The organism is Streptomyces hundungensis, assembly GCF_003627815.1.
GTDB lineage: Bacteria > Actinomycetota > Actinomycetes > Streptomycetales > Streptomycetaceae > Streptomyces > Streptomyces hundungensis_A.
Genome location: NZ_CP032698.1, coordinates 1,832,652 through 1,846,856, shown reverse-complemented (window position 1 = coordinate 1,846,856; position 14,205 = coordinate 1,832,652). Strand labels below are relative to the sequence as shown.

The following is a 14,205-nucleotide window of genomic DNA, read 5'->3' as shown; positions in this document are numbered from 1 at the left end:
GCGATGAGTGGGCAGGACAGCGTATGGCCGTCGATCCCTTGATCGAGCTGCGTGACGTCAACAAGCACTACGGGAAGTTGCACGTCCTCCAGGGCATCAACCTCACCGTCGGCCGCGGGGAGGTGGTGGTGGTCATCGGCCCGTCCGGCTCGGGCAAGTCAACGCTGTGCCGGACGATGAACCGTCTGGAGACCATCGAATCCGGCTCCATCGCCATCGACGGCAGACCCCTCCCGGACGAGGGCAAGGGCCTGGCGCGGCTCCGGGCCGAAGTGGGCATGGTCTTCCAGTCGTTCAACCTCTTCGCGCACAAGTCCGTCCTCGCCAATGTGTCGCTGGCCCAGATCAAGGTCCGGGGCCGCAAGAAGGAGGAGGCCGACCGCCGCTCCCGCGAGCTCCTGGACCGGGTCGGCCTCGCCGCCCAGGCGGACAAGCTCCCCGCCCAGCTCTCCGGCGGCCAGCAGCAGCGCGTGGCCATCGCCCGCGCGCTGGCCATGGACCCCAAGGTCATGCTCTTCGACGAGCCCACTTCGGCGCTCGACCCGGAGATGATCAACGAGGTCCTCGAAGTCATGCAGCAGCTCGCCCGCGAGGGCATGACCATGGTCGTCGTCACCCACGAGATGGGCTTCGCCCGCTCCGCCGCCAACCGCGTCGTGTTCATGGCGGACGGCCGGATCATCGAGGACCGCACCCCCGACGACTTCTTCACCAACCCGCACAGCGACCGGGCCAAGGACTTCCTCTCCAAGATCCTCAAGCACTGAACGGGGGGTGTACGCAACGATGATGGCCACACGACGCGCGCTCGCCGCCCTGTTGCTCGCCCTGGCCGTGGCCGGCTGCGGCAAGTCGGGCAGCCCGCCGGTGAAGGGCCCCAAGGCCGAACTGCTGCCGCACTACGCGGTCGCCAAGGACATCAGCCTCCCCGACTCCTCCGTGTGGCGGCGGGCCAAGAACCGCGGCCATCTCGTCGTCGGCGCCAAGGAGGACCAGCCCTACCTGGGCGAGAAGGACCCGGCCACCGGCGTCTACACCGGCTTCGACATCGAGATCGCCAAAATGATGTCGGCCTCGCTCGGCTTCGACCCGGCGACCATCGAGTTCAAGACGATCGCCTCGGCCAACCGCGAGACCGCCCTCCAGAACGGCCAGATCGACTACTACGTCGGCACGTACACCATCAACGCCAACCGCAAGAAGCTGGTCGGCTTCGCGGGCCCCTACTACCTGGCCGGCCAGGGGCTGCTGGTGCGCACGGACGAGAACGGCCTCACCGCGCCCCAGGACTTCGCGGGCAAGCGCGTGTGCTCGGCCGCCGGGTCCACCCCCTTTCAGCGGATGGAGAAGGACTACCCGAAGGTCGACATGGTCGCCTACGACACCTACTCCGTGTGCGTGGACAACCTGCTCACCTTCCAGGTCGCCGCCGTCACCACCGACGACACCATCCTGAGCGGCTACGCGGCCAAGGTGCCCGACGAGCTCAAGGTCGTCGGCAAGCCGTTCTCCAAGGAGCCGTACGGCGTCGGCGTGCCCCGGAGCGACAACACGCTGCGCTTCGCGCTGGACGACGCCATCGAGGCCCACGAGAAGAACGGCGACTGGAAGAAGGCGTACGCCGCCACGCTCGGCCTGTCCGGCCGCCCGGCCGCCCCCGCCCCGCCCATCGACCGCTACCCGGCGAGCTGAGGCCGCAATGGACGTACTCACCAAGAACTTCTCGCTGTACGGCAAGGGCTTCCTCGGCACCGTCGAACTGACCGTCTACGCCTCGGTGCTGGCGCTGGTGCTCGGCTTCGTCATGGCGTCCTGCCGGGTCTCCCCGGTCGGCTCCTTCCGGGCGCTCGGCACGGTGTGGGTGGCCGTACTGCGCAACACCCCGCTGACGCTGCTCTTCTTCGCCGTGCTGCTCGGCCTGCCGCGCTTCGGACTGGTGCTGCCCTTCCAGCTGTTCGCGGTGATCGCGCTCGGCTGCTACACCTCCGCGTTCATCTGCGAGGCGCTGCGCTCCGGCATCAACACCGTGCCCCGCGGCCAGGGCGAGGCGGCCAGGAGCCTCGGGATGACCTTCGGTCAGACGCTGTCCACGGTGGTGCTGCCGCAGGCCTTCCGGTCCGTGATCCCGCCGGTCGGCTCCACCCTGATCGCACTCGCGAAGAACTCCGCGATCGCCGGGGCGTTCAGCGTCACCGAACTCCTCGGTACGTACAAGACGTTGAGCGAGCTGGGCTACAACATCATCTGGACCTTCGTCTGGATCGCGATCGGCTATCTGATCATCACCCTCTTCATCAGCGCCGTCTTCAACATCCTCGAGAAGCGCTGGGGAGTCGCCCGATGACCGCGCCACTGGCCAAGGAAGCCACCGCCCTCTACGACGTTCCCGGGCCCAGGACCCAGCAGCGGCACCTGGTGTACGGGGTGATCTCGACGGCCCTGATCCTGCTGCTCGTGGGCTGGCTCGTGTATCTCCTCTTCGACACCGACCAGTTCACCTCCGCGAAGTGGACGCCGTTCGAGTACCGGGGCATCCAGGACCTCCTGCTGCGCGGGCTCGGCAACACGTTGCGGGCCTTCGCGTTCGCCTCGGTGTTCTCCCTCGCGCTCGGCGCGGTCCTCGCCACCGGGCGGCTCTCCGACCACCGGCCGCTGCGCTGGATCGCGACCCTGCTCGTCGAGTTCTTCCGCGCGATGCCCGTGCTCGTGATGATCTTCTTCATCTTCGTGGCGCTGAAGGTCCAGCCGCTGCCCGCCCTGGTGGCCGGGCTGACGCTCTACAACGGCTCGGTGCTCGCCGAGGTCTTCAGAACCGGCGTCAACTCCGTGGAACGCGGCCAGAAGGAGGCGGCATTCTCACTCGGCATGCGCAAGACGCAGGTCATGACGTACGTGCTGGTCCCGCAGGGGATCCGGGCCATGCTGCCGACCATCATCAGCCAGCTGGTGGTCGCCCTGAAGGACACCTCGCTCGGCTTCTTGATCACCTATGAGGAGTTTCTGCACGCGGGGAAGCTCATCGCGTCGAATCTCGACTACGATTTGCCGTTCATCCCCGTGGTGATGGTGATCTCGCCGATCTACATCGGGATGTGCATGCTGCTCTCCTGGTTCGCCACCTGGATGGCCAGGAGACAGAAGCGCAATCCCAAGACGGAGGCCGTGGACGTCGCACCGGCCGAACCAGGGACGCTGCTGCCAAGGGGGGTTCCCCCTGGACGCTAGGTCCTTGGGAGAGCGGTAGCCGAGGGGCAGGAACCCACCCGGCAGCAGCCGGTGATCACTTCTCGCGGAGCGGGACCGTCGGAGACGAGGGTCCGACGCGGGCGAGGAGAAGGTCAGCTGCGCGCCGAGCGGGTTGTGCTCGATGGAGAGCGGGTCGACGGTGTCCACCGGTGCCGCAAGGCGCGGGAGGCGTTGCCGACCGGCTCGCCGAGGCCGAGCGGCCCCACGTCGTGGAGGTAGGCGACGAGGGTGCCGCTCTCCTTGGTGGATGGGGGAGCACGATGGGCGGTTCTACGAACCGTCAGTGGTTCGTGGTGTCCGTGAGGGCGCTCTTGGCCTTCCAGGCGTCGTAGCTCAGATTCCACTCGCCGTAGCCGTTGTTGAGGGCCTGGGTCCCCTTGGCGTCGTCGCCGACGATCTCGAACGGGTCGCCGACCTGGACCGTGTCGTACACGAACCTGGCGTCCGACGTGCTCATGCCGATGCAGCCCGAGCTCATGTTCGCCGAGCCGAACCACCGGTCGTTCCACGGCGCGGCGTGGGCGTACATCCCGGACCAGGTCAGCCGCATCGAGTAGTCGACCATCTTGTCGTACGTCTTGCCGAGGCCGACGGTCTCCGAGTTCATGTTGATCGTCCCCTCCTTCGCCATCAGGACGGTCTTGCCGCGCCAGGACGCCTTGTCGCCGCCCGGGGTGCCGCCCGACATCGGGATGTCCTTGACCAACTGGCCGTCGCGGTACAGCTTGAGGCGGTGGTTGTCGAGGTCGGCCTTGGCGACCTGGTTCTTCCCGATCGTGAAGTCGCTCTTGTAGTCCTTCACGAACCAGCCGCCCGCCGTGCCCGAGTCGATCCCGTTGAGATCGGCCTCCAGGGTCACCTTGGTGCCGGACTTCCAGTAATCCTTGGGACGCCAGTCGACCCGGTCCTTGCCCGAGTAGTCCTGCATCCAGCCCCAGGAGCCCTCGGTGGCGTCGGAGGCCGTCACCTTCAGGTGCTTCTCCACCTCGGCCCGGTTCTTGACCGGGTTGTCGAACACGATCGACACGGGCTGGCCGATCCCCACCGTCGAGCCCTTGCCGGGCACCATGCTCACCTTGTTGACCTTGCCGGCTGCCGCCGTGGCGAACTCGGCCTTCGCCGTCGCGCCCTTGGCCTCCTTGGCCTCGACGGTGTACGAGGTGCCCGGCGCGGCCACCCGGTCCGAGGTCCACGTCCTGCCGTCGGGCGACACCTTTCCGCCGAGCGTGCCGCCCTTGGCGTCCGTGACCGTGACGCCGTTCAGCGTGCCGTCCGCCAAAGTCACCTTCACGGGCTGGCCCGCCTTTGCCTGACTGCCCGTCAGATTGACCGAGATCTCCATCTTCTTCTGGGGCTTGAGGTCCGACTTGGCGTCGCCGGACGAGGAGTCACCACCCCCGCAGGCGGTCAGTGCCGCGGCGAGAACCGCCGTTCCGGCCAGGGCGGCGAAAGGGGCCGGACGATTAAACCGGGCGTGGCGGCGTATGCGGCTCAACTGGAAACCTCCGTTGCGAATTCTTCTCCACAGGTGAGAGTCACCATCGGGACCTTAGGTTGCGGGGCGCGCCCGAAAAGGGGGAATCCGGTGTGTGACGAGGACCGCAGAGAAACGGTCATCGTCCCGTCACACACCTCGCGCCAACCCGTCATGGACCGCTGTGAACATCCTGTGAACCCCCTGAAAACCGACGACGGGGCGCACTTGGGAGGCCACGGACGTGTCCGCACTGCTGGTGACCGACGACCGAGACCAGGACGCCGGGGTTCGCGCCCTCAGCACCGAGGAGTACCGCTCCTTTCTCGCGGGCCGCGCCGACGTCAGCTTTCTGCAATGTCCCTCGTGGGCCGATGTGAAGGACCAATGGACCACCGAAAGGGTCGGCTGGTCCTTCGATGGCGGCGAATTGACCGGCGCCGCGCAGATCCTCTACCGGAATTTCCCCGGCACCCGGAAATACTTCGCCTATCTGCCGGACGGCCCGGTCACCGACTGGTCCCACCCCGAAATGGACCGCTGGCTCGACCCGTTGCTGCGGCATCTGCGCAGAGCCGGAGCCTTCGCGGTACGGATCGGGCCCACCCCCGCCTACCGCCGCTGGGACGCCTCCCGCCTCAAGGCCGGCACAGGGGCGGGCCGCAGGATCGGCGACGTGCTGGCTACCGAGGTGGACCCGCTCGGCTCCGCCGTCGCCGAACGCCTGCGGACCCGGGGCTGGAAGAGATGCGGCGGTGACGACGACGGGGACGCCGACGCACAGCCGCGCCATGTCTTCCGGCTGCCGCTGGCCGGCCGCGGCACCGAGCAGGTGTGGGCCGGGTTCAACCAGGAGTGGCGGCGCAACGTGCGCACCGCGCAGAAGGCGGGGGTACGCATCGTCACCGGCGGAGCCGACGACCTCCCCGAGTTCTACCGGCTCCTCAAGATCACCGAGGAGCGCGACGGCTTCCGGCTCGGCCGCTCCCTGGCGTACTACCAGCGCCAGTACGCGGCCCTCAACGCCGAACGTACGGGCCGGATGCGGCTCTGCCTCGCCGTTCACCAGGGCGAGGTGCTCGCCGCGCACACCATGATCACGGTCGGGCGGCAGGTCTGGTACCAGACCGGCGCCTCCGCCGACCACCGCCGCGAGGTCCGCCCCAGCAACGCGCTCCAGTGGCAGATGATCCAGGACGCCCACGCACGGGGCGCCGAGGTGTACGACATGCGCGGGGTACCCTCCACTCTTGATCCGCGGGACCGGCCCTACGGCCTCCTGCGCTGGAAGCTCGGCACCGGGGGACAGGTCGTCGAGACGCTGGGGGAGTGGGAGACGTCCATGGGCGGGACCGCCAACAACGCGCTGTACCGGGCCTTCCAGGCCTATCTGGCCCGCCGATGACGGCGACCGCACCGCAGGCCGTCGTGGCCAGGAGCGCGGGCCTGATGCGCAGCAGCGCGCTGATGGCGGCGGGCTCCGTCGTCTCGCGCGCGACCGGTTTCGTCCGTTCCGCGGTGGTCGCGGCGGCGCTCGGGGTCGGGCTGCTCGGCGACGGATACGCGGTCGCCAACAACGTCCCCAACATCCTCTACATGCTCCTCATCGGCGGCACCCTCAACGCGGTCTTCGTGCCCGAGCTGGTGCGCGCCGCCAAGGAGCACGCCGACGGCGGCGCCGCCTACACCGACCGGCTCATGACGGCCTGCGCGACCGCCCTGGTCGCCGTCACCGCGCTCGCGGTGTTCGCCGCCCCGCTGGTCGTCGGCGCGTACACCGACTACACCGGCGCCCAGGCCGACCTCACGACCGCGCTGGCCCGCTACTGCCTGCCGCAGATCCTCTTCTACGGCCTGTTCACGCTGTTCGGGCAGGTCCTCAACGCGCGTGGCCGGTTCGGCGCCATGATGTGGACCCCGGTCCTCAACAACCTCGTCGTCATCGCGGTGTTCGGGCTCTATCTGGCGATCGCCGCCGATGGCGGGGGCACGCTGAGCGCGGGCGACGCCCAGCTGCTCGGCTGGGGCACCACCGCCGGCATCGCCGTCCAGGCCCTCGCCCTGGTCCCCTCGCTGCGCTCCGCGGGATTTCGCTGGCGGCCCCGGTTCGACTGGCGCGGCAGCGGGCTCGGCCGACCGCTGAGGTCGGCCGGCTGGGCGGTGCTCCTGGTGGTCTCCAACCAGCTCGCGTACTGGGTGGTGACCCGGCTCGCCACCACCGCGGGCGCCCGGGCCGATGCGCTCGGCGTGGCCGGCGGAGCGGGATACACCGCGTACACCAACGCGTATGTGCTCTGGATGGTGCCGCACGGCATCGTCACCGTGTCGCTGGTCACGGCGCTCATGCCCCGGATGAGCCGCGCCTTCGCGGACGGCGACCTCGCGGGGGTGCGCGCCGATGTCTCCTACGGGGTGCGGACCTGTGCCGCGGTGATCGTCCCCGCGGCCTGCGCCCTGTTCGCCCTCGCGCCCTGGATCCTCGGCTCCGTCTTCGCGTACGGCAGGACGGGCGCCGCCGACATCACGGTGATGGCGGGCATGCTCATGGCGTTCGCGCCCGGCCTGATCGCGCTCTCCGGCCAATACGTGCTGTCCCGCGGCTTCTACGCGCTCGGCGACACCCGCACCCCGTTCCTGCTCAACCTCGTCATCGCCGCGGTGAACGCCGGCCTCACCGTCGTCGCCTTCGTGACGCTCTCCCCGCGCTGGGCGGTCACCGGGATCGCCGGGGCCTATACGGTGGCGCTCTTCGCGGGCCTCGCGGCCACCGCGTACACCCTCAACCGCAGGCTCGGCGGCGGCCCGCTCCTGCGCTCGCAGGCCGTGGCCGCCCATGTCCGGCTGCTCCTGGGATGCCTGCCGGCGGGCGCACTCGCCTACGTCGCGGCCCGCGCCCTCGACCCGCTGGGCAGCGTCGCGGCGGCCGCCGCCGGAGTCGTGGCGCTCGTCGTGGTGCTCGCCCTGCTGGCCCGCCCGCTCGGGCTCACCGGCCTCGACGCCGTGCTCGACAAGGTGCGCGGCGGCGGAAGGCATCGAGCCCGGTGACAGGAGAGCGGAAGGCATCGAGCCCGGTGACAGGACGATCGAGACGGTTGGGATACTGACGACCATGCCCCGCGTGCTCCTCATAGAAGACGACCCCTCCGTCCGCGAAGGGGTCGAACTCGGGCTGCGCCGCCGCGGCCACGAGGTGCTGACGGCCGGGACCGGCGAGGCAGGACTCGCAGCGCTCACGTCCTTCCACCCCGAACTGGTGCTGCTCGACCTGATGCTGCCCGGCATGAACGGCGTCCAGGTCTGCCGCCGGATACGCGAGACCAGCCAGCTGCCGATCATCATGCTCACCGCGCGCGGCGACGACTTCGACGTGGTGATCGGCCTGGAGGCAGGCGCCGACGACTACATCGTCAAGCCCGCCCGCACCGAGGTCATCGAGGCCCGCATCCGCGCCGTACTGCGCCGCCTCGCCGACCCCGTCACCCGCGGTGGCCCCGAGGTCCACGGTGAACTCGCCCTGGACCGGGCCGGTCTGACCGCCGCGAAGAACGGCGAACGCCTCGCTCTCGCCCCTTCCGAACTGAAGCTCCTGCTGCACCTGGCGGCCTCGCCCGAGCAGGTCTTCAGCCGTCAGCAGCTCCTGGAATCGGTGTGGGAGCACAGCTACCACGGTGACGCCCGGCTGGTCGACGCGTGTGTGCGGCGGCTGCGCCAGAAGCTCGGCGACACCGCGGGCCCCGACGGCGCACCCCGCTACATCCAGACCGTGCGCGGCTTCGGCTACCGCTTCGGGCCGCTGTGAGGTTCCCGGTCCGCCGCTCCCTGCGCCCCGGACTGCGCACCCGGCTGATCGCCGCGTTCCTGCTGGTGGCCGCGGTCAGCGCGCTCACCACCGCCGCCCTCACCTACCAGTCGGCCCGCTCCGCCATCCTCAAACAGGCCCAGGACCAGGCCGTCGAGCAGTTCCGCGAACAGATAGCCAACGAGTACTTCGCGCTGCCCGCCTCCGCCGCGGCCCTCCAGAACGCGTGCCGAAGCCTGGCCAGGGCGGGCAAGCCGCACCCGTGGTTCGTGTTCGCCGAGTACGGGACCCTGCGCGCCTCCTCCACCAGCCGGCCCACCTCCACCGTGATCACCGACGAGCTGCGCAACCAGACGCACGCCAACGCGCACGGCTCGTTCCAGCGGGTGATCCAGGACGGCACCCCCTATCTGACCATCGGCATGCCGGTGATGTTCGACCGCGGCTCCAGCGAGCAGCACAGCGGGGTGTACCTGTACGCCGTGATGGACCTCAGGACGGAGAGCGTCACCATCCAGGCGATGGTCTCGGCCGCCAAGAACGGCGCGCTGCCCGCCCTCGCCGTCGCCGTGGTGCCGGCGCTGCTCGCCGCGCGCAGTGTGCTGCGGCCGGTGCGCGATCTGCGGCGGGCCGCCAGCAGCATGGGCAAGGGCAGACTCGACACCCGGATCGAGGTCAAGGGGTCGGACGAACTCGCCGACCTGGCCTGGACGTTCAACGAGTCGGCGGAGCAACTGGAGCGATCCGTCGAGGAGTTGCAGAAGGCAGAGGCGCGGGCCAGGCGCTTCGCCTCGGACGTCAGCCACGAACTGCGCACCCCGCTGGCGGGGATGCTCGCCGTGACCGAGGTGCTGGACGAGGACGCCGACGGGCTCGACCCCGACACGGCGCGCGCGGTGCGCCTGATCTCGGCCGAGACCGGCAAGCTGGCCACCCTCGTCGAGGACCTGATGGAGATCTCCCGCTTCGACGCCAAGGCCGCCGAGCTCAACCCCGACGAGGTCGACGTCGCCGAGACCATCCGCAAGACCCTCCAGCGACGGCACTGGCAGGACCGCGTCCGTACCCAACTCCCGGACGGAGTAAGGGCGATGATCGACCCACGGCGCTTCGACATCGTAATGGCCAACCTCGTGGGCAACGCCCTGCGGCACGGGGTCGAGCCGGTGACCGTACGGCTGCGTCCGGCCGTCGGCGAGGGGCCGCTGGTGGTGGAGGTCGAGGACGGCGGGCCCGGCATCGACGCGGCCGTACTGCCGCACATCTTCGACCGCTTCTTCAAGGCCGACGCGGCCCGTACCCGCTCGGCGGGCAGCGGCCTCGGCCTCGCCATCACCCAGGAGAACGTCCGGTTGCACGGCGGCACGGTGCGGGCGACGAACGGGCCGGGCGGCGGGGCCCTCTTCACGGTCGAGCTCCCCACCGGACTGCTCGCGGCGGAAGCGGCGGAAGCGGCGGAAGCGGCGGAAGCGGCCGAGGCCGCCCAGGCCGCGGGAGCCGCCGGGGCCACCGAGGCCGGCGAGGCGGCTCGATGAGGCCCGTGAGCGCGGGGGCCCGCGCGGTGGCGGCGCTCGCGCTGCTGCCCGCCGGTCTCCTCGCGGCGGGCTGCGGCATCCAGTCCACCGACGTGATCGCGGTGGGCGACCCGGCGAGCGCACAGGCCATGCCGCCCAGCGACGACTCGACCGTGCTCTACTTCACGGGGCCCGACGGGCTGATGCCCGTGGTGCGCGAGGGTGCCCCCCGGCCGCCCCTGCCGCTGCTCTTCGCGGGCCCGAACCAGGACGAGCGGGCGGCCGGCCTCGGGACCGAACTGCCGCCCGCCCAGGGCGCGTTGAAGATGAGCGTGAGCGGGAGCACCGTGACGGTCGTGCTCGGCCAGGACGTATCCCGTCTGACCCCCCTCGCCCAGCGGCAGATCGCCTGCACCGCCCTGCGGACGGTGGTGAGGGACCGGGAACGCAGGGTGACCATCAACGGCACCGCAGGGCCGAGCCCGCTGAGCCCGCTGACGTGCCCGACCTGAGGAGGGCGCGGCCTGCCCCAGGCGTTGACTTCGATTCAGTAAACCCCTGGGTAACCCCCTGGCGTCCGGCTCCACGAGAGACCAAGCTCTGGCTGTGGAGAACCCCGTGGAGATCCCTGTGGAGAATTCAGCCGACGCGACGCGGCCCGCCGCGGCCTCGACCGTCCTGCGGTTGCGGCGCGCCCTGATCTGGGTGCCGCTGACCGCGATCGGGGCCGCCGTCCTCTGGGCGGACACCACGGCCGCCGTCTTCGAGGGCCCCAACGGAGTGGTCGCCGGCCGCGTGATGGCCGTCATGGGCCTGTTCCTCCTGTTCGCCGCGGTCACCTTCACGGGCTATCTGCTGCGCCCGCTCCGGCTCGACGTGGACGCCGACGCGTTCACCGTGCGGCTGCCGACCTGGCTCGCGGGCCGCACCGACTGGGACGAGGTGCGTGTCGTGAGCGCGGTCGCCGTGCGCACGGGGGCGAAGGTGCGCCGCTTCCTCGTCGTGGACCTGCGCTCGCCCGCGCTGCCCTACCTCAGCCACCCGCGCTCGATGTACCGGCGCCTCGCGCCCGTGCTCGGCCGGACCAAGGGCGCGCACGGGCTCTGCTTCGAGGAGCAGATCTTCGACTTCGACGCCACCGACATGCTCGACGCGGTGCGGCGACTGGCTCCCGCCGAGGTGATCGTCGAGGACCGTACGGCGGAACCGGCCGACAGCCCCTGGCAGTTCTGACCGGCTTCTTGCCTCGTGGCAGGGCGACCGCCACCGTGTACGCGTACGTCTCGCACGCCGACAGCACCACCGCGAGCACGTACGCCGACGACCGCTGCCCGGAATCGGAGTGCCCATGGCCGGATTCACGCTGCCCCACACCCTCCACGGCGACGGCCCCCACCGGGTCGTCGCCGTGCACGGCTGGCTCGCCGACCGCGGCGACTACGCCGCCGTGCTGCCCGACCTCGACGCCGCCGTCTTCACCTACGCCTTCGTCGATCTGCGCGGCTACGGAGAGGCCCGGTACGCCTCCGGCGCGTTCACCACGAGCGAGGGCGCCCTGGACGTCCTGGCGCTCGCCGACCGGCTGGGCTGGCACCGCTTCTCGCTGATCGGCCACTCCATGGGCGGCGCCGTGGTCCAGCGCGTCCTGGCCGCGGCCCCCGACCGGGTGCGGCGGATGGTCGGGATATCGCCGGTCCCGGCCAGCGGCATGCCGATGGACAAGGAGACCCGGGCCCTGTTCACCGAGGCCGCCGAGTACCCGGCCAAGCGCCGGGCCATCATCGACCTCACTACGGGTGGCAACCGCCCCGACGCCTGGCTCGACCGGATGACCTGGCGTTCGGTGGAGCGCAGCGACCCCAAGGCGTTCCGCGCTTGGCTCGACTCCTGGTCGGGCGAGGACTTCCACGAGGAGACCGAGGGCTCCCCGGTGCCCGCGCTCGCGGTGTGCGGCGCCCTCGACCCCGCCATCAACGCCGAGTTCCTGCGCGGTACCTGGCTGCGCTGGTACCCGGCGGGCCAGCTCGTCGAGCTGCCCTTCGCGGGCCACCACGCCATGGACGAGACACCGCTGGAGCTGATCCGTACCGTCGAGGACTTCCTGCGGGCCGACCATGTCTGACCCCGTGCGCCATGGCTGAGCTCCCCGACGTCTTCGACCCCCGGCGGTACGCCGCCGGGCCGCCCCACGCCGCCTACCGCGAGCTGCGCGACCACCACCCGGTCGCGTGGCAGGCCGAACCCGAGGTCCTCGGCTGGCCGGCCGGGCCCGGCTTCTGGGCGGTCACCCGGCACGCGGACGTGGTCGCGGTCCTCAAGGACGCGGGCACCTTCTCCTCGACGCTCGGCGCCACCCAGATCCGCGACCCCGACCCCGGGGACCTGCCGTTCATCCGCCGGATGATGCTCAACCAGGACCCCCCGCACCACGGCTCCCTGCGCCGCCTGGTGAGCCGCGCCTTCACCCCGGGCCGCATCGAGCGGTTCGAGGCGCTGGTGCGCGAGCGGGCCCGCGCGCTGCTCACCCGGGCCCGCGACCAGGCCGAGGACGGGGTGGTCGACCTGGTGGCCGCCGTCACCGACGACTACGCCCTGCTCAACCTCGCCGATCTGCTCGGGGTGCCGCCGGGCGACCGGGGGCTCCTGCTGGAGTGGACCGAGCGGGTCATCGCCTACCAGGACCCGGACGAGCCGCCGGTCCTGGGCGCCGACGGGCGGCCGGTCAATCCGCGCTCTCCCGCGATGCTGGCGGACATGTTCGGGTACGCCCAGGAGCTCGCCGCTCACAAACGCGAGCGGCCGGCCGACGACCTCATGACCTCGCTCGCCCATGCCGAACTCGCCGACGCCGAGCTGGAGATGTTCTTCTTCCTGCTGACCGTGGCCGGCAACGACACCGTGCGCGCGGCCGCCCCCGGCGGACTGCTGGCCCTGGCCGAACACCCGCATGAGCGCGCCAAGTTGACCAACGGCCAGGTCGCGGTGGACGTCGCGATCGAGGAACTCCTGCGGTGGCATCCGCCGGTGCTGAGCTTTCGCCGGACCGCCGGCCACGCCACCGTGCTCGCCGGGCAGCCCGTCGCGGCCGGCGACAAGGTCGTCGTCTTCCACGCCTCCGCCAACCACGACGAACGCGTCTTCACCGACCCGCACCGCCTCGACCTGGCCCGCAGCCCCAACCCCCACGTCTCGTTCGGCGACGGCCCGCACCTCTGCCTCGGCGCGCCCTTCGCGCGACTACAACTGAGGGTGCTGCACGAGGAGGCGCTGCGCGTGCTGCCCCGCACGGAACTCGCCGCGCCGCCGCGCCGGCTCGTCTCCAACTTCATCAACGGCGTCAAATCCCTTGATGTACGCGTGAGTTAACCCGAAGCGCGGTGCGAGGTCCGGACCGGCGGGACCGGCTGCTGCGCGGCCCGGGTCACATCGGCGACCAGCTCCACCACATCGGGCCCGTACGCATGGGAGTTGACGACCTTGAGGAGCAGACAGAACGAGCCGTTGCCGTGCTTGCGGGCGAGTTTCTCGGCGTTGCGGGCCAGATAGCGGGTGGCGGCCTGGTTGGTGATCGCGGACTGGCCGCAGAACAGGAACACCGGACGCGAGTCCTCGGCCGGGGTGACCCGGGCCAGGAGCACGTACTCGACGACGCCGTTCTCCAGGCGGTAGCGCTCGGAGCCGATCTGGAAGGCGCCGCGGTCGGGGCCCGGCTCGGCGTCCACGTTCATCCGCACCCCGGGCAGCAGGGAGGCGAGGTGGGCCGCCATCCGGCGGTTGGAGTAGGGCCCGCCCAGACAGAACTCGGTGCGCTCGCCGAAGCCCTGCTGCGCGAGATCGTGCTGGATGATCTGGGCGTGCGCCCCGCAATCCTTGATCAGCGAGGCGAGTTCGAGCAGGGCGAAGACGTCGAAGCGGTGCACCGCGCCCTCGCGCGCCGCGTCGCGGTTGACGACGAGCAGGCACTGCGAGTGGGTGGGCAGCCCGAAGAAGGCCTGGCGACGGCGGAGCCCGCGCCGCCACAGATAGGTGCGGCCGAGCCAGCCGCAGGCCGCGCTGATGCCGGCGGCCACCACGCCGAGGACGATGTTGCGTACGTCGTCGTTCATGTGCGCGCATGCTAGCGGGAGTTCGCGTCCGTGTTCGGCGTGCTCATGACGCCGCCAAGGGGGCGG

General features: G+C 70.7%; 14 protein-coding genes and 1 pseudogene. 12 read left to right on the top strand and 3 right to left on the bottom strand.

Features of this window, described 5'->3' with window-relative positions; genetic code table 11:
• The first annotated feature begins 23 nt into the window (after positions 1 to 23).
• From DWB77_RS08265 to DWB77_RS08250, 4 genes are read left to right on the top strand one after another with little or no spacing between them, the layout of a single operon-like run.
• Entirely contained in the window at positions 24 to 767 is a 744-nt protein-coding gene (locus tag DWB77_RS08265) for an amino acid ABC transporter ATP-binding protein (protein WP_120720629.1), read from the top strand.
• Between the two features lie 19 nt (positions 768 to 786).
• The gene (locus DWB77_RS08260; protein WP_120720628.1) at positions 787 to 1,692 is read left to right on the top strand and encodes a glutamate ABC transporter substrate-binding protein; all 906 of its coding nucleotides are present in this window, start codon (positions 787 to 789) and stop codon (positions 1,690 to 1,692) included.
• A gap of 7 nt (positions 1,693 to 1,699) precedes the next feature.
• Positions 1,700 to 2,344, top strand: a complete 645-nt coding sequence (locus tag DWB77_RS08255; protein WP_120720627.1) for an amino acid ABC transporter permease — start codon at positions 1,700 to 1,702, stop codon at positions 2,342 to 2,344.
• Entirely contained in the window at positions 2,341 to 3,225 is an 885-nt protein-coding gene (locus tag DWB77_RS08250; RefSeq protein WP_120720626.1) for an amino acid ABC transporter permease, read from the top strand. The genes DWB77_RS08255 and DWB77_RS08250 overlap by 4 nt, the downstream gene beginning before the upstream one ends.
• Positions 3,226 to 3,280: 55 nt before the next feature.
• Here the strand turns inward: DWB77_RS08250 and DWB77_RS38790 are convergent.
• Both DWB77_RS38790 and DWB77_RS08240 read right to left on the bottom strand, forming a co-directional pair.
• Positions 3,281 to 3,524: pseudogene (locus DWB77_RS38790) on the bottom strand (acyl esterase); the annotation flags it as partial.
• A 2-nt stretch (positions 3,525 to 3,526) separates the two neighbouring features.
• Positions 3,527 to 4,741, bottom strand: a complete 1,215-nt coding sequence (locus DWB77_RS08240) for a L,D-transpeptidase (RefSeq protein ID WP_120720625.1) — start codon at positions 4,739 to 4,741, stop codon at positions 3,527 to 3,529.
• A gap of 223 nt (positions 4,742 to 4,964) precedes the next feature.
• Here DWB77_RS08240 and DWB77_RS08235 point away from each other — a divergent pair, with 223 nt between their 5' ends.
• From DWB77_RS08235 to DWB77_RS08200, 8 genes are all read left to right on the top strand, one after another.
• The gene (locus DWB77_RS08235) at positions 4,965 to 6,125 is read left to right on the top strand and encodes a lipid II:glycine glycyltransferase FemX (RefSeq protein ID WP_120720624.1); all 1,161 of its coding nucleotides are present in this window, start codon (positions 4,965 to 4,967) and stop codon (positions 6,123 to 6,125) included.
• Positions 6,122 to 7,765: a murein biosynthesis integral membrane protein MurJ gene (murJ, locus tag DWB77_RS08230; protein WP_120720623.1), complete on the top strand. Its 1,644-nt coding sequence runs from the start codon at positions 6,122 to 6,124 to the stop codon at positions 7,763 to 7,765. Before DWB77_RS08235 ends, murJ begins: the two co-directional genes overlap by 4 nt.
• Before the next feature lie 64 nt (positions 7,766 to 7,829).
• A complete protein-coding gene (locus DWB77_RS08225) occupies positions 7,830 to 8,519 on the top strand; it encodes a response regulator transcription factor (RefSeq protein WP_120720622.1) in 690 nt (229 codons plus the stop codon).
• A complete protein-coding gene (locus tag DWB77_RS08220) occupies positions 8,516 to 10,054 on the top strand; it encodes a sensor histidine kinase (RefSeq protein WP_246033459.1) in 1,539 nt (512 codons plus the stop codon). The genes DWB77_RS08225 and DWB77_RS08220 overlap by 4 nt, the downstream gene beginning before the upstream one ends.
• Positions 10,051 to 10,545: a hypothetical protein gene (locus tag DWB77_RS08215; protein ID WP_162952472.1), complete on the top strand. Its 495-nt coding sequence runs from the start codon at positions 10,051 to 10,053 to the stop codon at positions 10,543 to 10,545. Before DWB77_RS08220 ends, DWB77_RS08215 begins: the two co-directional genes overlap by 4 nt.
• A gap of 118 nt (positions 10,546 to 10,663) precedes the next feature.
• Positions 10,664 to 11,266, top strand: coding sequence for a hypothetical protein (locus tag DWB77_RS08210; protein WP_162952471.1), 603 nt, complete (start codon positions 10,664 to 10,666; stop codon positions 11,264 to 11,266).
• Between the two features lie 115 nt (positions 11,267 to 11,381).
• A complete protein-coding gene (locus tag DWB77_RS08205) occupies positions 11,382 to 12,155 on the top strand; it encodes an alpha/beta fold hydrolase (protein WP_120720618.1) in 774 nt (257 codons plus the stop codon).
• Between the two features lie 11 nt (positions 12,156 to 12,166).
• Positions 12,167 to 13,399, top strand: coding sequence for a cytochrome P450 (locus DWB77_RS08200; protein ID WP_120720617.1), 1,233 nt, complete (start codon positions 12,167 to 12,169; stop codon positions 13,397 to 13,399).
• Here the strand turns inward: DWB77_RS08200 and DWB77_RS08195 are convergent.
• Positions 13,396 to 14,139 carry a hypothetical protein gene (locus tag DWB77_RS08195; RefSeq protein ID WP_120720616.1) on the bottom strand — a complete coding sequence of 248 codons (744 nt, stop codon included), beginning with the start codon at positions 14,137 to 14,139 and terminating at the stop codon, positions 13,396 to 13,398. The genes DWB77_RS08200 and DWB77_RS08195 overlap by 4 nt on opposite strands.
• Between the last annotated feature and the right edge of the window lie 66 nt (positions 14,140 to 14,205).

Excerpts from the sequence above, each read along its gene's own strand:
- DWB77_RS08255 (WP_120720627.1), top strand. The coding sequence starts at position 1,700 with ATGGACGTACTCACCAAGAACTTCTCGCTGTACGGCAAGGGCTTCCTC.
- DWB77_RS08225 (WP_120720622.1), top strand. The coding sequence starts at position 7,830 with ATGCCCCGCGTGCTCCTCATAGAAGACGACCCCTCCGTCCGCGAAGGG.
- DWB77_RS08260 (WP_120720628.1), top strand. The coding sequence starts at position 787 with ATGATGGCCACACGACGCGCGCTCGCCGCCCTGTTGCTCGCCCTGGCC.
- DWB77_RS08195 (WP_120720616.1), bottom strand. The coding sequence starts at position 14,139 with ATGAACGACGACGTACGCAACATCGTCCTCGGCGTGGTGGCCGCCGGC.
- murJ (WP_120720623.1), top strand. The coding sequence starts at position 6,122 with ATGACGGCGACCGCACCGCAGGCCGTCGTGGCCAGGAGCGCGGGCCTG.
- DWB77_RS08205 (WP_120720618.1), top strand. The coding sequence starts at position 11,382 with ATGGCCGGATTCACGCTGCCCCACACCCTCCACGGCGACGGCCCCCAC.
- DWB77_RS08265 (WP_120720629.1), top strand. The coding sequence starts at position 24 with ATGGCCGTCGATCCCTTGATCGAGCTGCGTGACGTCAACAAGCACTAC.
- DWB77_RS08215 (WP_162952472.1), top strand. The coding sequence starts at position 10,051 with ATGAGGCCCGTGAGCGCGGGGGCCCGCGCGGTGGCGGCGCTCGCGCTG.
- DWB77_RS08250 (WP_120720626.1), top strand. The coding sequence starts at position 2,341 with ATGACCGCGCCACTGGCCAAGGAAGCCACCGCCCTCTACGACGTTCCC.
- DWB77_RS08200 (WP_120720617.1), top strand. The coding sequence starts at position 12,167 with ATGGCTGAGCTCCCCGACGTCTTCGACCCCCGGCGGTACGCCGCCGGG.